Source organism: Celerinatantimonas sediminis (assembly GCF_046054195.1).
Lineage (GTDB): Bacteria > Pseudomonadota > Gammaproteobacteria > Enterobacterales > Celerinatantimonadaceae > Celerinatantimonas.
The window spans coordinates 157592-179613 of the sequence record NZ_JBEQCS010000002.1; the positions used below are offsets into that span (position 1 = coordinate 157592).

The window sequence follows — 22022 nt, forward strand, 5'->3', positions numbered from 1 at the left end:
AAAAAAACCAAGCGCTAGTCGCAGCCTCCCATATTTTCATCAATTCCGTTTGATGAATCACTTTTTAAACAACTGTTTAGCTAATATTTCCTCAAGAGCACCATTATGCTCGCGGATGCGCTTCATCATAAACTTGACGAAGCCGTTCATTCGCCACATGGGTATAAATTTGTGTCGTCGAAAGATCGCTATGGCCCAATAACAGCTGCACAACTCGTAAATCAGCACCATGATTAAGCAAATGGGTCGCAAATGCATGTCGCAGCGTATGCGGCGATAGATGTTTAGTAATCCCGGCGCGCAAGGCATAGGCTTTGACTCGATGCCAAAAAGTTTGACGCGTCATCTGAACCCCACGTTTGCTGGGAAACACCACATCTGATTCTTGCTTGAGTAGTAAAGCGCGGCCCTGTTTAAAGTATCGGTCCAACCAGTATTCGGCTTCTTCCCCCATCGGCACCAACCGCTCTTTACCGCCTTTGCCTTGAATACGCACAACGCCTTGACGCAAACTCAGCTCATCCATGCGAAGCGATACAAGTTCGGTGACTCGAAGCCCTGTGGCATACAACAGCTCAAGCATCGCTCTGTCACGCAGTTCAATCGGTTCATTGAGCTCAGGTTGAGCGAGTAGATTTTCAACATCTTCTTCAGAGAGACTCGCAGGTAGCGGCTTCTCGGGTTTGGGTGAATGCAGCAAGGCACTGGGGTCATCTTCTCTGATCTGCTGTGCGTATAAATAGCGATAGTAACGACGAATCGCCGAAAGCTGACGCGCTGCACTGCTCGTCTTTTGCCCATGATCCTGACACCACTGAATAAACAGCTGTAAATCAGCATGGTTAACCTGCTCAATCGATATTCCTTTGTTGGCCATAAAATCAGCAAGTTTGGTTAAATCATTGCGATACGAAATTAGTGTATTCTCAGCGAGCCCTTGCTCTAGCCACAGAGTATCTAAAAACTGTTCAATAGATGAGACAATTTGAGTCACGTCGCGCTTTGGCCTCTTAGTTAGTTTTGTTAAACTTACGCAAATTTTACGGTAGAGAACACGTTATGGCTATTGGCCTGTTTTATGGATCCACTACTTGTTACACCGAAATGGCTGCCGAAAAAATTCAGCAAGCATTGGGTGGCGAAGAAATTGTGCAAGTTCACAACGTCAAAGATACCCCGCTCACCTTGATGGAACAATACGATATTTTAATTCTGGGAATTTCGACCTGGGATTATGGTGAGATACAAGAAGACTGGGATCTGCTTTGGGACCAAATCGGTTCATTAAAATTACAGGGTAAAATTGTCGCACTGTTTGGCTTAGGCGATCAGGAAGGTTATGGCGAGTGGTTCCTCGATGCGATGGGACTATTACACGCACAATTAGCTAAAATCGGCGTCACATTTATCGGATACTGGCCAACGACTGGCTATAGTTTTACCGCATCTAAAGCACTTAATGACGATAAAACTAAATTTGTTGGTCTAGCCCTTGATGATGAAACTCAGTTTGAACTCAGCGAAGAGCGCATCGAACAATGGACCGACCAACTGATTGATGAGCTAAGCGAGCTTAGCCGTTAGATACAGCATAATCTTCAGCAAGCGGCGTAATCTCTAGCTCATAACCGACCTGATGCTGAAAACGTTGTTCATTGGTTAAGTCCGCCAGTGTTTGTGGGTTTTGCGCTAACCACTGCTGTTCAAACCTCAACACAATTTCGTTCTCGTGGCTGCGCATCTGAAACACCGGAATCGGTTGATGACGGCGGCCACGCTGCAAAATCACAGCAATGCGCAATAACAACAAAACCCTGAGTAAGCTATCTTGCTCAACAGGGAAGTTCTTACGGATGCTTTTACGATGCCCTTGAACTAACTGAGCCAGCTCGAGCTGTTCTGAGCGAGAAAATCCCGGCAAATCCACATGCTCGACAATATAAGCGCCATGTTTGTGGTAATCGCTATGAGCAATATCAAGCCCAACTAAGAACAACAAAGAGCTCCAATGCAACAGCTGCGCAACACTGCGATGCTCTTGAGTCCAGCTGCCAGCTTGCTCAAGCAATTGCTGAGCGGTGCGGTCAACTCGTGAGGCATATTCTAGATTCACATGAAAACGTTTAGATAGATTATTAATGCTGCTTTCTCGCAGATCGCTATGTTCCAAACGCCCTTTTAAATCATACAGCAACCCTTCTCGAAGGGCCCATTGAGCGGCGCTCATCGCGCGCAGTTCAAGCCCTTCAAACAAAGTGATCAAAATAATTAATCCGCCTAAAAATACCGGTCGGCGGTTTTCCGAAAGCCCCTCAAGCGGGTGATCGACGACCCCAGCATCGTGATATTCATCAAGCAGTTTTTCTAAATATTTCAGCTTGATTGTGCCATCGTCACTTAAGCCTTTGGCAACACAGATTTCAGATGCCGCACGAATCGTGCCTGATGCTCCAATCTCTTCATCCCATCCTGCTTCACTAAGCGTATCTAACACAGGGACAAGCTCTTGCATGCAAGCGGTACGGGCTTTTTTTATGCGCCCTGCGGTAACCTTCCCTTTGGCAAAAAAGCGCTTGGTAATCGCAACGCAGCCCATATTTAAACTTTCTTTTAAGCGCGCTTCCATGCCTTGGCCGATAATAACTTCGGTGCTGCCTCCGCCAATATCGACCACCAGCCTTGAGCCTTCACCCGGGGCTAAGTCACACGCAACGCCAAGATAAATAATACGAGCTTCTTCTTCACCCGAAATAATCTCGACCGGATGGCCTAGTAATTTCTGAGCCTTGGCTAAAAACTCATCGGCCCGGCGAATGCTTCGCAAGGTTTTTGTGCCAGCGATTCGCACGTTACCAGCTGATAGCGTTCGAAGACGCTCGCCAAAGCGACTAAAGCAGGCCATTGCTCGCTCAACAGCATCTTCACTGAGCGTTCCATTTTCATTAAGCCCCCAGCCCAATCGAACGGGTTCCTTGATGCGGTCAATAATATGAATTTGCCCATTTAACCAACGCGCAACGATTAAATGAAAGCTGTTCGACCCCAGGTCCAAAGCGGCTATCTGTTGGCCTTGAGGGACATTATCCTCAGAAGATAGGTTAAGCATGAATTAAAGCGGTTATGGATCGTTCTGATTAGTAGACCTTTAAACCGCCCTTTTCGTCAAGCGCGAAGCAAAAATAGTCACATATTCAAATAAAAATCTTGGCAAAGGCGGCGATAATCAGCTGAATATTGCCCTGGCGAATCTTCAATAACTAATTGCTGATAGTCAGTTTTTTTAAAAAAACGAGCAAATTCGATAAGCAACCGAGCAGGCTCTTGTTGAGTTGGTTTAGTTTTAACTGAACAAAGCCTGTGAACAAACCAGTCGTGACTTTTTGCATAATCAATCAAAGCGAGGCCATTTTGATAAGGTAAGACAAGTGACACCCGAGCGCGACTCTCAAGTAATTCGGCTGCTTTATGAAGTAACTGAGTATGCGCCAGTGTGCTAGTTTGTCGGGCGATGGCTCGGCGGCTATCATCAAACTGCTGGCCATGGGCAAAATAAGGTGGGTTAGAAACAATGTGATCAAATGAGGGGGATGAGAAATTTAAAAAATCAGCTTCCACCACAGCAATACGTTGAGGCCAAGGGCTATGCGCCACATTCAAACGAGTTTGTTCACACGCATCAGCATCAATATCAAGAGCCGTTATTGCACATATGGGGGATGAGCGCTGAGCTAGCATTAAACTAATTAAGCCACTGCCACAGCCCACATCTAAAATACTATGAGCTTGTTCAATCTGGGCCCAAGCGCCAAGCATCATGCCGTCGGTACCGACTTTCATCGCACATAAGTGATGGGCGACATGAAACTGTTTTAAGCTAAAACCCGGCTGATTTTGCCAATCCAACTCGGCATCTCCCAAATCAAATCATAAGAAATTTCAATAATCGCTGCACTAGCGATTATAATAAGCGGCAACTTTAGAAGCAGCCGGAACTGATTGCAAGTTTCCGCATCAGCCATACCACTTCTTATTTAAGAGAAATTATGACATTTGACCAATTAGAGCTCGATGAAGAACTCATTAGCGCCCTGGAAAACCAACAAATAACGCGCCCAACGTTGATCCAACAAGAAGTGATCCCGACGTTGTTAGATGGCCATGATGTATTAGCCTGTGCCCCAACAGGGACTGGGAAAACTCTCGCTTATCTGCTTCCAGCTTTTCAACATTTGCTTGATTTTGCTCGCCGAGGCAAAGGACCTGCGCGAGTATTGATTCTCACGCCGACTCGAGAATTAGCGCTGCAAGTTGGTGAACAAGCACGGCTCTTAGCCCAACTCACCCAGCATCAAGTGATTGATATTACAGGCGGAGTGCACTTTAGCGAACATGCTGAGCAGTTTAAAAATGGCTGCGATATTGTTGTCGCCACCCCAGGCCGCTTAATTGAATATATCAATGCTCAGGTCTTTGACACCCAAGCGATTGAATGGCTAATCCTTGATGAAGCCGATCGCATGTTAGATATGGGCTTTATCAAAGAGATGCAGCTGATAGCTAATGAGTTGACAGCTCGGCAACGCACTGCGCTATTTTCCGCCACTTTGGAAGGCAACCTGTTAGAGGATTTTGCCAAAAAAGTCATGCGCGATGCACAGTTTATCGATGTTGATCCACCGCGCCGAGAACGCGGCAAAATCACCGAGGTCTATCATAATTGTGATGACATAACACATAAGCGCGCGATTTTGTGTCACTACCTTGGTCGTGAAGATGTTAGCCGAGCTATTGTTTTTGTTAAAACTCGCGATCGTCTGGATGAGCTGGTTGCTTATTTGCAAAGCCAAGGCATTAACGCCGCTTATCTGCGAGGTGAAATGTCCCAAGGACGCCGCTCAGATGCTCTAGATCGCTTTAAAGCTGGAAAGGTAAACGTTCTACTGGCAACGGATGTGGCATCAAGAGGCATTGATATTGCGGATATCAGCCATGTTATTAACTATGATATGCCCCGCACAGCAGATGTTTACGTGCACAGGATTGGCCGAACGGCTCGCGGTGGTAAAAAAGGTTGGGCGGTCAGTCTAGTTGAAGCTCATGATTTGCCAATATTAGGTAAAATCGAGCGCTACACCAAAAACCCAATTAGTCGGCGAGTCATCGATGGATTACGCCCACAGCACAAAGTGCCCGTTAAATTAAAGAAAAAACCAAAGAAAACAAAATCTAAAGATAAAAACAAAAAAGCTGTTAAAAAAGCCCCCAAACAGCGTAAATAAATAAGACAGCAAACAAGGGAGCATCGCTTGGTGTTCCCTTGTTGAAATTACTCTGAATTTACTTTTGTAAGCGCTCGAAACATTTTATAATCGCCCACTTTAAAGCAGCTGACAATGTGCAGCATAACCCAACCTTGAATCTGTTCTGACTAACAGCAATCACAGAATTTGACAGATTCAGTTTGCCTTCCCCATTCAGCGGAGTGCAAACACCAGCATGGAAAATTAGGAACAACTATGAGCACCCAGAAACCGGCGCCATCAACGGATTTGGTTTATCATCTCAATGATCGTCCACCGTTTACCCAGGCAATTTTTGCGGCGATCCAACATCTATTGGCGATGTTTGTTGCTGTAATAACCCCTTCTTTAATTATCTGTCACGCACTGCACGTGCCACCAGAGCAAACCAATACCATTATTAGTATGTCGCTGTTTGCATCTGGCATCTGCTCATTTATCCAAATTCGTACCATCGGCCCAATCGGCTCTGGATTGCTTTCGATTCAAGGAACTAGTTTTAACTTTGTCGGCCCAATTATTGCCGCTGGCTTGGCCCTTGAAAAAGGCGGCGCCGATATCAGCACCACGATGGCGGCTATTTTTGGCACCATCATGTTTGCATCACTTGCCGAGATATTACTCTCACGCGTACTCGAATATGCCCAACGCATTATCACTCCATTGGTTTCAGGCATTGTGGTCACGCTGATTGGCTTAACGCTGATTCAGGTCGGGCTGGTATCGATTGGCGGTGGGAATGCAGCGATGCAAGATGGTAGCTTTGGTAGCCTGCAAAACTTAATGCTGGCAGGAATCGTCATTGCGTTAATCGTTTTATTCAACCGCTCTAAAAACCCATACTTGCGAGTCGCTTCCATTGTAATTGCAATGGCAGTTGGTTATCTGGTCGCTTACTGTTTGGGCTTGGTTGACACCAGCCATTTGGCAAAAACTAGCATAGTCGCCCTGCCTATTCCCATGCAATTTGGCATTGGATTTGATGCCAGCTTATTTATCCCGCTGATCCTTATCTTTTTAGTCACAGCGCTTGAAGCGATTGGCGATATTACCGCGACCTCAGAAGTATCAGGCGAGCCTGTAAAGGGCCCGGTTTATATTCGCCGGATTAAAGGCGGCGTACTGGCAGATGGTTTAAACTCAGCGATTGCTGCGTTATTTAACAGCTTTCCAAACTCAACCTTTAGCCAGAACAATGGCATCATCATGCTAACTGGGGTTGCTAGCCGTTATGTGGGTTACTTTATCGCAGCGATGTTAGTGCTGTTAGGACTATTTCCGGGTGTTGCTAACTTTGTTCAGCTGATTCCCGATGCGGTTCTAGGTGGCGCAACATTAATTATGTTCGGAACAATCGCAGGCGCTGGCATCCGTATTATTTCTCGGGTAGAGATTGACCGCCGCGCCGTATTAATTATGGCTCTGTCATTCTCTCTTGGGTTAGGAGTTGCTCAGCAACCCGGGCTACTTAAATTTATGCCTGATTTTGTAAAAAATATTCTTTCATCTGGCATCGCGACAGGCGGGATGGTTGCTATCATTTTAAACCTGATTTTACCTGAGCATGATAAATCAGCCGCAGAGCAAAGCTCTGCTGAAACTGCTGAATAAACAACCAATTAAGGGGCTCGAAACGAGCCCTTTTACTTAACACTTTCAGCTAGAATATTTAAAAATTTATTTACATTATCGACAGCCACGTTCTAAAGTAATATCCGAGCAAGTTCTCAAATAAGGGATATTATCTATGACAAAAAAAATAATGGCGCTGTTGGTAGTCTGTCTGGCATTTGTTGCCACGTCCTCTTTTGCTGCCCAAGATGTCGCCGTCTCAATGCACCAAATGGCTAAAAGCTATCGCTCAGTCATGAAAGATGAAACGCTCAAATCAGTCACCGCTGATTTAGCTAAACTTCATGCAGCAGCAATAGAAGCCAGAGATGGGGTACCTGATTTTCTACAAGGCAAACCAGCTGATGATCCTAAACGACAACTATTTCGTGATGGAATGAATCGCTTCTTAAAACAGGTAGAACTCGCCCAAGAATATGCCAAAGAGGGTGACCTGAATAAAGCCAAAGAAGCAGCAGCAAAACTAGACAATCTTCATCATTACTACCATAAAAAACTAGGCGTTTAAGTACGATTTTCGCTCTATTCACTTTAAATTAATGAATAGAGCGAAACATATCCTTGAGTAATTTTAATCTCACCTTGTTATTGATATACTCATTAACCACTGCTAAATTAAGCCAGTTATTACTCATCTATGAATGCCTTTAGGCGTAAATAAATTAAAAAATATGAAACGACCCGCTTCTATATCACTCTGTTCGACCTTACTTGTTACTGTTGGAATTTTTTGCCTAATTCAACTTGTTCTCGATTTTCACGATATCTTATATTTTTTGAAAATGTTTATAGGTCATAACGAGCTAATTTACTTTATATTTAACACTATATTAGCACCGATTTTGTATATTATGACGGGCATTGGCATTCAAAATGGTCGCCAGCTTTCACGCCATGTACTGTTGGTTCTAGTTATTGCAACGTATGGTTTATCTGTATATCGTTCAGGAATGAATATTTTCCAACATACGGGGGTTTACTTTTATATTCTCTTATTGGTTAAACTGTTTGTGCTGTGGCAACTTTTTTTTGCTCCAGCAGCCAAATACTTTACAGAGCAAAAAAACAGCTAGCCAACCGACATACTAAACGGTTGGCAGTTGATAGCGAGCTAAAGCCAAACCTGACAGCTCTTTAGTGTCCACGTAGCAAAAACCAAACCGTTCATAAAAAGCCCTTAGCCGTGGCCGCTGTGCCCGGCAATCGCAACGCAGCCACGATAGCCCACAATTTTTTGCCATTTGCACAATGCCTTCAAGCGCTAGATGACCTAATCCTTGCGATAAGTATTTATCGCCAATCGCCAGTTTGTGAAAAAACAAGCTATCGCTGCCATCGATATCAGACCAGATTTCATCTGCTCCAGAAACAATAAAGACACATCCCACAAAATTGCCCTGGTAGCGAAACAAGTACAAACTATCCGCAGGATAACTCTTCTTTAACACATCCATACAGACTTGTTCGTGCGTCCACAGCGGAATATCTCTTTGATTACAGCGCTCAACCGTTTCGTTTAAAAACGCTTCAGCAAATAACCAGCCCTGCTCATTGTCAACACGTACAAGTTCCATCTACAACATCCTTTATAAATTCTAGTTCGTTGGCCTTTAATCAGCCTCTGGTAGGTTATAACTCGTTTAATCGCACCAGATCACCAAAGTAATTATTAGCCTGCTCGTTAACTATTTTTAATGAGATAAATAATTCGTTTGCTCTTAGGCCCGCTTTGAGTTGATAGACTCCCTTTGAAACATTGATAAAAGAGCCATATTCATCAGTGGGTTCAAGCCCATCACCGCTCACCCACTCAGCGGCGCCAATAAAAAATTGCCCTGAAATATTTTTTACCAGTATCGAGCGTATAACAGCGCAATCGTTAGGGACGGCATCTACCAATGTTGTGATAAATTCGCCATCACAACCTAAATTTAAAAAGCAGGCATTACCACAATTAACTTCTTTTAACTCATCTTGAGCGATTGACCACCAATCACAATCATCAGCTACGCGATGTTTAAGACACCCAAGATCATATACAACCACGGTTGCGGTATCAGTTACGATGGTCGTTTGCATTTGAACTAGCACCTAGTGATTACTCTTAAACAGCTAAATGACATCACGACAGTACTAATAAATGGAATAACTCTCCAGCTATTTTTTCCACAAGAAAAACCATATTGATGAATTGTCTATTCAGATACTAGTTTGATTAAAAAATAAAAGCTGTTTGAGAGAATAAAGGCGATTAGCTTGCGAAGATGTCAGGCTCTAATAAAAAAGTCCGCATCATCGCGGACTCTTTTGTTTTAAAGGCTTTTAAAGCAGAACATTACGCTGAAAATATTTTTACTGTAATGCGTCATCTACATTATTGTTGCCGAGATTTTCTCTAAAAACCTCAGCAAGTGATAGAAAAACTCGTTCCCAGAGCCCCTCATGCGCTGATTATCATTGTCTTAATCAGCTCCTTTCACCGACAAGCTCGTATCAACGATCAGGCCTGCAATTGCGGGCCTGATATGCTTGCAAAGTGATATAGTGACTAATTCGCTGGACCACGGGCGGCAGCGAGTTGCATCATAGCGATGCAATCTTCCATCTGTCGCTCTTTGGCAACTTCCAGCGGTGATTGTCCCTGCTCATTGAGCAAGAGCGGATCACCACCGCCAAGTACGAGCGCCATGATCACCGGTTTCACACATGCTTCGTAATGCTGCTCATCACCGCGAAAGAAGGTAGCAAAATGCAGCGATGTGTTGCCGCGTTCATCTCTGGCGTTGACATCATGCCCTTGGCTTAACGCCGCTTTGACAATATCAACATTACCTTGATAGGCAGCCAAGTGCAGCGGAGTCAGGCCCCAGTTATTGGCTTGATACGGCACCTTAAACTGCTGTTGCAAGAGCGTGAACCAATTATTGGCCAGCTCGAAATCGTCATGCTGTGCCACCGCATGCAGCAAGTTATCGCCATCGGCTTCTACGGTGTTAGCAACCTCTTCAAGATTGAGATATTGCAGTAATAACTGCTGCGCTTCATGGCCGATATAACGCAGCGCAAACCAGATCAGTGAAGGACCTTCGCCTTGTGTTGCAAGCAAAGCGCCAAGTTTAATCAAGTGCGGTACTAACGCCAGTTGTGGCTGATGCAAGGCCAACATCAACGGCGTAAGTCTCTCATGTTGACTGGCAAGATTGATGTTAGCACCAGCAGTGACCAGCAGATTGAGCGTTTGCATCTTCTCTGTAGCTCGTAGCGCCTGTTGCTCGGCTTCCGGCAGTTCGCTATCTATGTCAATTTCTACGGCGCGATTATTCATCAACGCGCAGATCAGCGGCGTATTACCCCGTTCGTTATAGGTATCGACTTTGGCGCCGCGGCCAAGTAACTCGGCCACCACGCAGTTTTCGCCTAATGAGGCTGCAATATGCAGTGGGCTATCGCCGTTTTCATCAACAGCATTGATATCCGCTCCCGCATCCAACAGCATTTTCACGGCGGTTAAACGCCGCTGCGGCTGTGTATTTTCATAGCTAATCGCTTTGTGTAAGCAGCTTTGTGGCGGCCAACCGCCGCTGGCACTTGGGTCGGCACCAAGGTCAATCAGATAGCGCATCCACAGGAGGCGCGAGTCGATCGAAGCAAATACCAACGGTGTCGCATGCGTGGCTTCGTTGCGCTCAGTCACATCCAACATGCCTTTGCGCTGCAGTAGTTGTAGATATTCCAGCACCCGTTCTTGGCTTAATCTGGTTCGGCTGTTCATCAAGAAATGCACATAGTGTTCACCATTGCCGCTAACAGGCTGATGCGGATCGGCGCCGTTATCCAGTAGTAGCTCGACCACATCCAGATTATCGCCGAGTGAAGTCATCTCCAACGCGCTCAATTCCCGACGGAACATGTCCGCATCACCGGCACCGGGGACCAACTCTCGTTGCAGTGTGAGGTTAGGATCGGCGCCCATGTCTAGCAGTAATGAACTCAGCGCCATCGCGCTATCCCCATCGTGCCAATCGAGCACCATCATCAGTAATGTCAACTCTTCAGAGATGATTTTTTCGTTGCTGGGATAGCGCTTAATCGACCGATTGATGTCAGTACAACGTGCCAACAAGCAACGCATGGTCGGCAACGCCACTTGATTGCTGATCGCCTCTCGTAGCAGCGGCCCAGCCTCGTCACTATCAACATCTAACTCAGGGATTTGCCCAAGTAACGAGCTAATATCATCGCCCTCGTTGGCGTTAAGACACCAATAGGTGATCAAGTTACCGACGCTGTCGGGTTTCACCCGCTTATTGATATCCCAGCCCACTTGCAGCAGCGCGCGAGCCAACATCATAAACACATCGTCGCCACTGATATTCACTGCCAGATGCGCCAAGGTGCGGCAATCGGTCATGCTGTCGTTGCGCGACATGTTGTAATAGAACGGCGTATCCAGCGGCAACTCGGCCCCGTGGCTCTGGTACAGGCGGCTTAACTTCACCAAGGTATCGGCAAGCTCTTCGGCGGAGTATTTTTTACCGTGAAAATTTTTGGTAAACAGTTTGGTGAATAGCGTTGATTTATCTTGCTCTTGATAAAAAAGATCGGCACCGCGATCGGCCAGCATAGATGCTAAAGCGATGCGTTGATACCAAACGGCAAACAAAAAGGCGGAATGACCATGGCTTTCAATCGCAGCGCCATGCTCGAGTAGCCATAAGAGCAATAAGTCGGCCTCAGGTAACTCATCATAGCCACAGATTAAAATTTGTAAGCTGGTGAGCCGACGGCCATACCATTTGGTCGTAACATCAATATCCACGCCTTTATTCAACAACGCGGTTAAGCAGCGTTGTTTTAAATCGAATTCAACATTGGTGGCAACCACTAACTCAGTGAAATACATGTCCAAAATAGGCGCACCATCTATCTGGCTACTGATGACATTGAGATAGTCGCGTTTACGGTGCAACAAAATTCCCAAAGGCAAGCCCACCTGATATTGCTCATTCAACGCCAACAAATTCATCCGCATCTCTTCTGTCGGGAAATTGTTGAAGTTGAAATACGGGATCAAATCTTCTAGTTCGAACTTAGGAATGGCAACTTCCAACTCCAGTAGCGTCAGGAAGGTACTAAAACGCTTATTTCTTAATGCGATAGTTGGTAGTGAGTCAAAGCCTTCTTCTGGGCTTTCAGGTTCACGCACCTGTAGAGCACCCGTATCGAGCAGCTCCTGCAAAATACACGCAATGGCCACCCGTAACGGTTCATCCATCGAGTAGCTATCAGCCAACAGTGGATTAGTCAGCATTTGACACAGCGGCGTATCGGTTTGCTTATTGCCTATATTGACATCGGCCCCCAACTCAATCAGCGTGCGCACCATGTTAGGTTTTGGCATCACATCTTTGTTACCGATATAAAATGCCAGAGGCGTTAAGCCAGTATTGCGTTCATCAATTTCATTAATATCGGCACCTAAGTCCAGCAAAGCCTGCAGATAATCTGCCGATACCTTTTTAAACTGCAACACATAATGCAGCACTGGCAGACCATCAATGTACTTAGGCAACGCTTCACCACGCGCCAAAAACAGTTGTAGTAGCTGCGATGATAAGCTTGCGACCACATGTTCCATCACGGGCTGGCCTGCTCGCTCAGCACCAGAGGCTGAGTCAACACCGGCGTCCAACAGCATCGCGGCAATCTCAGCTTGCTGGTGATGGATGGCGTAATACAATAAACCACGTCCATCATCATCGCTCGCATGGTAATTTTTCTCAGCGGAAAGTATGGAGGCTAGTGAGTCAACATTGCCAGTGCGAATGAGAGAAACAAGCATTGGGAAAGGGGTAAAAAGCATACGTACTCCATGTGAGCTTTTTAGTAACGCAAAGGTGATAACGAAGGGAACCACAGTACTATCAATTCGGTAAGCATACTCATTTTTAACCAACATATACGTTAGCAATAGAGTGCGCGCCATCAAGGGCGCTAAGCTTATCACAACCGCACTATGCTCTCTAGCAGCCCACATGTTCATTTGCAGCGACATCAACTACAGTAAAGCTTTAGCAAAGGTGCGAACAAATCTTCGCGACACTTTGGATTTGTATGCCATAGTCATTCAAGGCAGCTAACCGCTGGCATGCGGGAAAATAGAAAAGTTGGCTAGCGAAAAAGGGATTAGGGATGGTGCAAATAAGTCCCTGATATGAGACCAAATACACATTTGGTTTACCAATAAATCAGTCGGCCTATGGAAAATAACTTACATTCGCTGATAACGAATTCCCTAGTAAACACCGTCAGACTCGTAAACAAACCTTCCCGTCTTGGGATGAATAAACTCTTCCTTGGGCAAAACTACTCGTGTTTATCGAGCGCTTTAGGCTGATATCGATAAGCTGAGTTACTGATTACAACTGCGCGACCAGCAAGACGTAAACTGACGTTTTACACTTGCCGTACATAGTCAACAAGTTCATGTCTAATCGCTCTGTTCACAGTTTTTTTGATGAGCTTTTTGAGAATTTGATGCACCAAGATTAACTCTACAAACATTGATTTAAGGCGACTATTTTCTCTTCTAACTCTCTTAAGCGTTTGTCATCCCCGCTTGCCATTGCTAACTGTTACCAAACATTACCCCCTAAAACAAAAAAAGCCCATGTAAACATGGGCTTATATATAGTTTTATGCGTTATGAATGCTAGCTAATACTAATGTGCAATTATTCCCACTCAATGGTCGCTGGTGGCTTGCCGGAAATATCATAAACAACGCGGCTAATGCCATCGATTTCATTGATGATACGGCTAGAAACACGGCCTAAGAACTCATATGGTAAATGAGCCCAATGAGCGGTCATAAAGTCAATCGTTTCAACCGCACGCAAGCTAACGACCCAGTCATATTTACGACCATCGCCCATCACCCCCACACTGCGCACAGGCAAGAATACGGTAAAGGCCTGACTAACCTTATGGTATAAATCAGCTTTATGCAGCTCTTCAATAAAGATTGCATCCGCGCGGCGCAGCAAGTCACAGTATTCTTTTTTAACTTCACCCAACACTCGCACGCCAAGCCCAGGCCCTGGGAATGGATGACGATACAGCATGTCGTATGGCAATCCCAGCTCTAAACCGATTTTGCGAACTTCATCTTTAAACAGCTCTTTAAGCGGCTCAACCAAGCCCATTTTCATGTCTTCAGGTAAACCGCCCACGTTATGATGCGATTTAATCACATGTGCTTTACCTGTTTTTGAACCAGCTGATTCAATCACATCAGGATAAATAGTACCTTGAGCCAACCATTTCGCATTCGTCAGTTGTTTGGATTGTTCATCGAATACTTCGACAAAAACGCGGCCGATGGTTTTACGTTTATGTTCAGGATCGTCAATTCCAGTTAAAGCAGATAAGAAGCGATCTTCGGCATCAACTTTGATGATGTTAAGGCCAAATTTATCACCAAACATCTCCATTACCTGATCCGCTTCATTTAGACGCAACAGACCATTATCGACAAAAACGCAGGTCAATTTACTACCGATAGCACGGTGGATAAGCATTGCCACGACTGAGGAGTCAACCCCACCAGAAAGGCCTAGAATAACCTGATCATCACCGACTGTTTCTTTAATCTGAGCCACTGCATTGTCAATAATTGAGCTTGCTGTCCACAGTGCTTCACACTGACAAATATCCAGTACAAAGTGTTTTAAGATGGCTAAACCTTGCTGTGTATGAGTCACTTCTGGGTGAAATTGAACCCCGTAAAAACGGCGTTTTTCATCAGCCATGACTGCAAATTGACAGGTTTCAGTGCGAGCAACCGCTTCAAAACCCTCAGGAATCGCAGAGACTTTATCGCCATGGCTCATCCAAACATCTAACAATGATTTACCATCATCGTTAAGCGCATCTTGCAGGCCTCTTAAGAATGGAGAATCAGTTAACACTTCGACTTGCGCGTAACCGAACTCACCTTCACCAACGCCTTTAATGACTTCACCGCCTAACTGGGCAGACATAGTCTGCATACCATAGCAGATCCCTAAAACTGGGACGCCCGCGGTAAATACATACTCAGGAGCACGTGGAGAGTTGGCCTCTATCACACTCTCAGGTCCCCCGGACAAGATGATGCCGTCTGGGGCAAATTCACGGATAGCGTCTTCATCGACATCCCATCCCCATAATTCACAATACACACCAATCTCACGGATCCGTCGGGCAATTAACTGCGTATATTGGGAACCAAAGTCCAGGATCAAAATACGATGGTCATGGATATCTTTGCTCATAGCCTGTTCATTCTCTATCAATGTCTGCAAATAAATCGGCGAGGTTTAAAAACCTCGCCGCATTATGATGGCTCAGCCAACAAATTACTAACCACCTAAACGATAGTTAGGCGACTCTTTGGTAATTGTAACATCATGGACGTGACTTTCCCCCATACCCGCATTAGTAATTTTTACAAATTCAGCTTTGGTATTGAGTTCAGTAATTGTTGCACAACCAGTTAAGCCCATACATGAACGTAACCCGCCCATTTGTTGATGGATGATCTCTTTAAGTAAACCTTTGTATGCGATACGACCTTCAATCCCTTCTGGAACCAGTTTGTCGGCGGCGTTATCGCTCTGGAAGTAGCGATCTGATGAGCCTTTAGACATCGCACCTAATGAACCCATACCACGGTAAGATTTAAATGAACGACCTTGATACAGCTCAATTTCACCAGGGGCTTCTTCGGTTCCTGCGAACATACTGCCAACCATCACACAGCTTGCACCCGCAGCTAGAGCTTTAGCAATATCACCAGAGAAACGAATACCACCATCAGCGATAACAGGAACACCAGTTCCTTCAAGTGCATCAACCGCATCAGAAACCGCACTAATCTGTGGCACACCAACACCGGTTACAATTCGAGTGGTACAGATTGAACCCGGGCCAATCCCAACTTTTACAGCACTAACACCAGCTTCGACCAATGCTTTTGCACCAGCGGCTGTTGCGACATTACCACCAATAATTTGTAAATCAGGATAAGCTAAACGAGTCTCGTGGATGCGATCTAAAACGCCCTGTGAATGACCATGAGATGAATCAATCAGCAATACGTCAACGCCAGCTTCTACAAGAGCTGCAACGCGTTCTTCGTTACCAGCACCAGCGCCTACAGCCGCACCTACTCGCAAGCGACCTAATTCATCTTTACAAGCGTATGGTTTGCTTTCAGCTTTTTTGAAGTCTTTAGCGGTGATCATGCCGCGCAGTTTAAAGTCATCATCAACTAACAGCATTTTTTCAATACGGTTAGTATGCATTAACTGCTGAACACGCTCACGCGTTGTTTCGGTTGTCGTGATCAATTTATCTTTTGGAGTCATCACTTTGCCAACCAGTGTATCTAGGTTGCTTTCAAAGCGCATATCACGGCCAGTAATAATACCAACTAGCTCATTATCGCCAGTGACAACAGGGTAGCTTGCAAAACCATTTTGTTTGGTCAGCTCAACTACTTCTCGCAGAGTCATTTCAGCTGAAACTGTAACAGGATTAAGTACCACGCCATTTTCGTGTTTTTTGACTTTACGTACTTCTAATGCCTGAGCCTCAATTGACATGTTTTTGTGAATAAACCCAATTCCACCTTCCTGAGCTAGGGCAATAGCCAAGCGCGATTCAGTAACGGTATCCATCGCTGCTGAAATCATCGGGATATTAAGTTTAATTTTAGCGGTTAGCTGCGTTTCCAGCTTCGCGGTGTTAGGCAGGACCTGCGAATGTGCGGGCACTAATAGCACATCATCGAAGGTTAAAGCTTCTTTTTGAATTCTCAACATTGCAACATCTCACCGTAATTAAAAATCTGTCTGGGGGTGTAAATATTGCGAATGGATTATATGCTTTTCGCTGGTCAAGGTAAAACAAAAAGTGGTATTTTGGATGATTAAATTTTTAAGTCACAAAGATTGCCCGATATGGACCCACTGTTAAACGACCCAAATATTTTTTCTGTCAGTCAACTTAACGCTCAGGTTCGCCAGATGTTAGAGTCGGCATTTAGCGAAATCTGGCTCAAAGGGGAAATATCCAACTTATCTAAACCTTATTCAGGGCACTGGTACTTTAGCCTCAAAGACAATCGTTCACAGGTACGCTGCGCGATGTTTAAAGGGCAAAACCGCAAGGTTCTCTTTGATGTCACCGATGGGCAACAGGTTTTAGTCAGAGCGCGTATTAGCGTTTATGAACCCCGTGGGGACTACCAACTTATTGTGCAATCGATGCAACCCGATGGCCTTGGCGCGATGCAATTAGCCTATGAGCAATTGCGCAGCAAGCTAGCTGCCGAAGGGCTCTTTGCCGAACAAAACAAAAGGCCGCTGCCACAGGTTATCCAACGCGTTGGCGTAATCACCTCAGCCAGTGGCGCTGCATTTCACGATATTACAGCCGTTCTCAAACGACTCGCTCCGAGTATCCAAATTGTCCTCTACCCCAGTTCAGTGCAAGGAGAGCTTGCCCCTAGCGGATTATGTCAAGCGCTAACACTTGCGAATCAGCGACAGGAGGTCGATGTCATCATTATTGGCCGTGGTGGGGGCTCGCTTGAAGATTTATGGGCCTTTAACAATGAGGCTCTAGCCCGGTTAGTGGCTGATAGCCAACTTCCTATTATCTCAGCTGTTGGCCATGAAATTGATTTTACCTTAACTGATTTTGCCGCTGATTATAGAGCGCCAACACCATCTGCGGCTGCTGAAAAAGTCGCTTATGGCGTTCATTCGCTCAGCCAGCGTTACCAACAATTGCATACTCGATTGAGCCAACTAAGTGGACAATACCAACATAATTGGCAGCAAAAATTTCAGTACCTAAAACAGCGCCTGAATAACCAATCACCGCTTCGTCAATTACAAGTACGCCAGCAGCAACTTGATGAATACTCGCAGCGGCTGCAACGAGCACTATCCAAAGACTTGCAACATCGCCATCAAATTTGCCAACACTTAGAACAAAGGATGTATCAAGCATCCCCAGAACGATTGCTCGGGCAAAAGTCCGTCTATTTAGCGCAGCTTCGCGAGCGCCTAGCAATGGCAAGTAATAACCATTTTAAAAACGCCCAAAACCGCTTTTCTCGAACCATTGATCAACTCCGAGCTCTGAGTCCTTTAGCGGTTCTCGCGCGCGGCTACAGCACCATTCAGAATGATTCTGGTCACTGGCTAACTCATATCAAGCAGTTTCAACCGGACCAAACAGTCACGATTACGCTTCAAGATGGTCAAGCCCGTGCAATCGTAAAATCAACGAATGAACAATCTGTGCCAAACTTACCAGATTCGCCTAAAAATTAAGCAGTTAACTCTTTTAATGTTAGCAAACTTGCTTTAGTACAACTATTGTTAAAATAGTGGTAGTGCTTGGTCATCTAATAATAATATTATCAATATTGTGGATTAATGAGTTTAGATAAGGACAGATCATGATGATCTCCGAAAATAAAGTTGCTGATGCAACTGAAGATGATGAGCGGCTAATCGAATTAATATATCAAGCTGCTAGCGAACCAGAATTATGGCCCGAACTTCTCAAACAGCTTTACCTTCTCACTCAACGCAGTCAATTCGCTAAGACAACTCGAGTTGGTGTGTATCCTCTTTTTGATGCGTTAGATGGCCATGCACCAAGTAATCCTCTAGAGGAAAATCCAAAATTAAAACGGGTTTTTCGCCACCTTTCCTTAGCCATCAAAATTACTAAAAAACTTTATGCTGCTGAAGAAAGCCATCAATTATTGCATTCATTGCTAAATCGAATCCCTGTGGGATTAATATTAATAAGCGAAGATGGAACAATTCAAAGCTGTAATTCACTGGGCAGTGAAATGCTCACTAAATCGCCATACGTTACCAATAACAATAATAAACTAGCGCTAAGCGACCCCCACCAAAATCAAAAAATGATGGCACTGGTTAAAGAGCTTTCTAGAGCTCGAGCATTTGATATGCAAAGCCGCGGAATGTTAATTAAAACGCCGAACTCCCAACTGCGCCCTATGATGGTACTCACGCCATTAAATATGCATGCGTTGTCGGTTTATGAAAAACAGGCGAAAGTAGCAGTATTTTTATCAAGCACCAATTTTGAAAACGCCCTTGAGATTTCGGCACTAGCTGATATTTATCAGCTAACCCCAAAAGAGCTTCGGATTGTTGAACACATTGTTCGCGGTATATCCCCACCGAACATCGCCAAAACATTGCATGTTAGCTATAACACGGTTCGCACCCAGCTAAAATCGATTTACCAAAAAGTGGACGTTAATAAACAGAGCGAGCTGGTGAACCGGATTTTAACTGGCCCTGCGAGCATGTTATTTCAAAGTCACCGCAGTGATGAACATAATGACCAGCTCAGTCCACTGGATCAAAATATCACGTTAGATGATGGCCGAAACCTATGTTATCGCGAACGCGGCCAAGCACATGGGGAACCGGTATTGTTATGTCACTCGATTCTCGGCTCTCGAATGGAGTGTTTTGACTTGCATAATGACTGGGCCAAACGTGCTGGCGTTCGCCTTATCATTCCAGATCGCCCAGGTTACGGCTATTCTGATCCCAATCCAGGCTTGAGCTATAAACAATGGTATGAAGATGCTCTGCAGCTAATGGATAAACTGAAAATCAAACGGTTTTCCGTCATCGGCTATGCAGTCGGCGGCAATTATGCCTGTGAATTGGCGGTTAAAGACCCTGAACGAGTCAAACAGATGGTGCTCATCTCTGCTGGCTCGCCACTGGCAACCCCTGATGATTATCACAAAGCAACCCCGCTGTTTATGATGCAAGCCCAGCTAGCTAAACATTATCCGCAGCTCTATCGGCTGTTTCTGGTATTGATTGAACGAGGCCTGCACAATACACCGAGCTATTATATTGATCTTCTCGCAACGAGAATTAATGAATACGATCACGTATTGCTGCAACAATCACATGTTCAACGCCTTATGCAACTTAGTTGCACAGAAGTTGGTCGTCAAGGCGTCAATGCATTTGTCGATGAGCTGCGGCGTTATACACAGGAAGAGCCAATCAATTTTTCGAAAATTAAAATTCCGACATTGTTGTGGCATGGCCGCAAAAGCTCCTATGTATCGCTAAATACAGCAGAAAAAATTCGCAGCCAGATTCCGATGGGAGAGTTAAACATTGTGGAAAATGCTGGCCATTTAATGATTTATCAAAACTGGCCAGACATTATTCGCGATCTTAAAAATCGTCTCGAAAAGAACAATCAATTAGAGCGCTAATGCTTTGGCTCTAGGCGATAGATAACCTGTCGCTTAGATTTAAGCTCATTGCAATGATTACAAAAATAATCAACAGCGCCACAAGCTTTTAATACTTCAAGTGGCTGCTCACACTGAGGACAATAAGCAACACGATGGAAGTTGCTTTGACAGTGTGAGCAATAACCGCCATGGCTATCAGTTGCTGATGGTTCAAGCTCTCGCTCACAGTTAGGACATACCAGTGCTGTCATTGGTTATCTTTACTCTGACGCTGTTTATCAATACGTTTACGAGCTCGTTGCTGGCTAAGCGTTAACTTACGTGATTTATTCGCAAATGGGTTTTCACCTTCACGAAACTCAATTCGAATAGGTGTTCCGGTCATCTCCAATGCTTTACGATAATAATTCATCAGATAACGCTTATACGAATCAGGCAATGAGTTCACTTGATTACCATGAATAACGATTCGTGGCGGATTATAGCCGCCAGCATGGGCGTAACGCAGTTTAACGCGGCGACCACGCACTAACGGTGGCTGATGATCTTCTCGAGCCATCTCTAGAATACGCGTTAACAGCGCGGTTGAGATACGTTTTGTAGCACTTGCATAAGCGCCCTCAACTGACTCATATAAATGCCCGACACCAGTGCCATGCAATGCTGAAATAAAGTGCACATTGGCAAAATCGATAAAGCCTAAACGGCGGTCTAGCTCACGCTTGATGTCGTTTTTAACATCAATGTCCAGACCATCCCACTTGTTCACGGCCAAAACCAATGCACGACCAGCATTAAGGATAAATCCGAGCAGACTCAAATCCTGATCTGAAATGCCCATGCGAGCATCAATCACTAACAGACACACATTGGCATCTTCAATGGCTTTAAGAGTCTGGATAACCGAGAATTTCTCGACTTTATCGGTTATTTTACCGCGCCGACGCACGCCCGCTGTATCGATGAGGACATACTCTCTATCATCGCGTTGCATCGGAATATAAACGCTATCACGCGTGGTTCCCGGCATGTCATAGACAACGACACGCTGCTCACCAAGAATACGGTTAATCAGTGTTGATTTACCAACATTTGGCCGACCAATAATCGCCAGTTTAATTGGCAGATTTGCTAAGTCTTCAGCTTGTTGATCCGCTAATGCTTCCTCTTGTGAGGGTTCGATTAACGGCTCTTGTTCACTATCTTCATCTTCGTCTTCAGGCCAGTTTTTAAATAGTGGTTTAAGCGCTCTTTCTAAAAGCTGATTAACTCCGCGCCCATGGGCTGCGGCAATCGCATAGACTTCACCCAGCCCTAAGCTGTAAAAATCACTGGATGCGACCACGGCATCGATGCCATCAGTTTTATTAGCAACTAGGAAAACAGGTTTTTCAAGGCGCCGCAGATGATCTGCGATCATTTGATCGCCCGCACTGACCCCAACCCGGGCATCGACCATGAACATCACCACATCGGCTTCTTCAATCGCCGCTAGCGACTGTGCAGCCATCACTTTATCAATGCCCTGCTCTTGGCCTTCAATGCCGCCAGTGTCAATGACAATATAGCGCTGGCCATTGAGCTGCGCTTGGCCGTATTTGCGATCGCGAGTCAGCCCTGGATAATCGGCAACCAGAGCATCGCGAGTGCGGGTCAAACGGTTAAATAATGTTGATTTGCCCACATTTGGGCGCCCTACCAGGGCTACTACAGGAAGCACCATGAAATCTGTTTCCTAAAAATAAGCAAAAAGCTCACAGTCAA

The 22022-nt window shown here is 45.2% G+C and carries 17 protein-coding genes; 7 read left to right on the forward strand and 10 right to left on the reverse strand.

The annotated features are described in order from the left end of the window. Positions 1–103: 103 nt before the first annotated feature. On the reverse strand, positions 104–994 hold the full coding sequence (xerD, locus tag ABTQ23_RS03255; protein ID WP_408614205.1) for a site-specific tyrosine recombinase XerD: 891 nt from the start codon (positions 992–994) through the stop codon (positions 104–106). A gap of 65 nt (positions 995–1059) precedes the next feature. On the opposite strand from xerD, the gene fldB reads away from it, so the two are divergent. Then, positions 1060–1584, forward strand: a complete 525-nt coding sequence (fldB, locus tag ABTQ23_RS03260) for a flavodoxin FldB (protein ID WP_408614206.1) — start codon at positions 1060–1062, stop codon at positions 1582–1584. Here fldB and ABTQ23_RS03265 read toward each other — a convergent pair. Beyond that, entirely contained in the window at positions 1574–3106 is a 1533-nt protein-coding gene (locus tag ABTQ23_RS03265; protein WP_408614207.1) for a Ppx/GppA phosphatase family protein, read from the reverse strand. The two genes, fldB and ABTQ23_RS03265, sit on opposite strands and share 11 nt — an antisense overlap. Positions 3107–3183: 77 nt before the next feature. After that, positions 3184–3903: a tRNA1(Val) (adenine(37)-N6)-methyltransferase gene (locus ABTQ23_RS03270; protein ID WP_408614208.1), complete on the reverse strand. Its 720-nt coding sequence runs from the start codon at positions 3901–3903 to the stop codon at positions 3184–3186. 140 nt (positions 3904–4043) lie between these two features. Here ABTQ23_RS03270 and srmB point away from each other — a divergent pair, with 140 nt between their 5' ends. From srmB to ABTQ23_RS03290, 4 genes are all read left to right on the forward strand, one after another. Then, on the forward strand, positions 4044–5279 hold the full coding sequence (gene srmB, locus ABTQ23_RS03275) for an ATP-dependent RNA helicase SrmB (RefSeq protein ID WP_408614209.1): 1236 nt from the start codon (positions 4044–4046) through the stop codon (positions 5277–5279). A gap of 237 nt (positions 5280–5516) precedes the next feature. Next, positions 5517–6911, forward strand: a complete 1395-nt coding sequence (locus tag ABTQ23_RS03280) for a uracil-xanthine permease family protein (RefSeq protein WP_408614210.1) — start codon at positions 5517–5519, stop codon at positions 6909–6911. 136 nt (positions 6912–7047) lie between these two features. Then, complete coding sequence (locus ABTQ23_RS03285; protein ID WP_408614211.1) at positions 7048–7440, forward strand: cytochrome b562; 393 nt, start codon at positions 7048–7050, stop codon at positions 7438–7440. Positions 7441–7603: 163 nt separating this feature from the next. Continuing rightward, a complete protein-coding gene (locus ABTQ23_RS03290) occupies positions 7604–8005 on the forward strand; it encodes a hypothetical protein (RefSeq protein WP_408614212.1) in 402 nt (133 codons plus the stop codon). 12 nt (positions 8006–8017) lie between these two features. Here the strand turns inward: ABTQ23_RS03290 and ABTQ23_RS03295 are convergent, their stop codons facing one another. The 5 genes from ABTQ23_RS03295 to guaB form a co-directional block, all read right to left on the reverse strand. After that, positions 8018–8506, reverse strand: a complete 489-nt coding sequence (locus ABTQ23_RS03295; protein ID WP_408614213.1) for a GNAT family N-acetyltransferase — start codon at positions 8504–8506, stop codon at positions 8018–8020. Between the two features lie 55 nt (positions 8507–8561). Next, positions 8562–9011 (reverse strand): DUF6386 family protein, encoded by a 450-nt coding sequence (locus ABTQ23_RS03300; protein WP_408614214.1) that lies wholly within the window; start codon positions 9009–9011, stop codon positions 8562–8564. Between the two features lie 469 nt (positions 9012–9480). Beyond that, positions 9481–12795, reverse strand: a complete 3315-nt coding sequence (locus ABTQ23_RS03305) for an ankyrin repeat domain-containing protein (RefSeq protein ID WP_408614215.1) — start codon at positions 12793–12795, stop codon at positions 9481–9483. A gap of 870 nt (positions 12796–13665) precedes the next feature. Next, positions 13666–15246, reverse strand: coding sequence for a glutamine-hydrolyzing GMP synthase (gene guaA / locus ABTQ23_RS03310; protein WP_408614216.1), 1581 nt, complete (start codon positions 15244–15246; stop codon positions 13666–13668). Between the two features lie 87 nt (positions 15247–15333). Beyond that, entirely contained in the window at positions 15334–16797 is a 1464-nt protein-coding gene (guaB, locus tag ABTQ23_RS03315; RefSeq protein ID WP_408614217.1) for an IMP dehydrogenase, read from the reverse strand. Positions 16798–16935: 138 nt separating this feature from the next. On the opposite strand from guaB, the gene xseA reads away from it, so the two are divergent. Both xseA and ABTQ23_RS03325 read left to right on the forward strand, forming a co-directional pair. Then, positions 16936–18318: an exodeoxyribonuclease VII large subunit gene (gene xseA / locus ABTQ23_RS03320; RefSeq protein ID WP_408614218.1), complete on the forward strand. Its 1383-nt coding sequence runs from the start codon at positions 16936–16938 to the stop codon at positions 18316–18318. 128 nt (positions 18319–18446) lie between these two features. Further along, positions 18447–20276, forward strand: a complete 1830-nt coding sequence (locus ABTQ23_RS03325) for a bifunctional helix-turn-helix transcriptional regulator/alpha/beta hydrolase (RefSeq protein ID WP_408614219.1) — start codon at positions 18447–18449, stop codon at positions 20274–20276. On the opposite strand, the gene ABTQ23_RS03330 is transcribed toward ABTQ23_RS03325, so the two are convergent. Both ABTQ23_RS03330 and der read right to left on the reverse strand, forming a co-directional pair. After that, positions 20273–20509 carry a zinc ribbon domain-containing protein gene (locus tag ABTQ23_RS03330; RefSeq protein WP_408614220.1) on the reverse strand — a complete coding sequence of 79 codons (237 nt, stop codon included), beginning with the start codon at positions 20507–20509 and terminating at the stop codon, positions 20273–20275. The two genes, ABTQ23_RS03325 and ABTQ23_RS03330, sit on opposite strands and share 4 nt — an antisense overlap. Continuing rightward, positions 20506–21978, reverse strand: a complete 1473-nt coding sequence (der, locus tag ABTQ23_RS03335; RefSeq protein WP_408614499.1) for a ribosome biogenesis GTPase Der — start codon at positions 21976–21978, stop codon at positions 20506–20508. The genes ABTQ23_RS03330 and der overlap by 4 nt, the downstream gene beginning before the upstream one ends. Between the last annotated feature and the right edge of the window lie 44 nt (positions 21979–22022).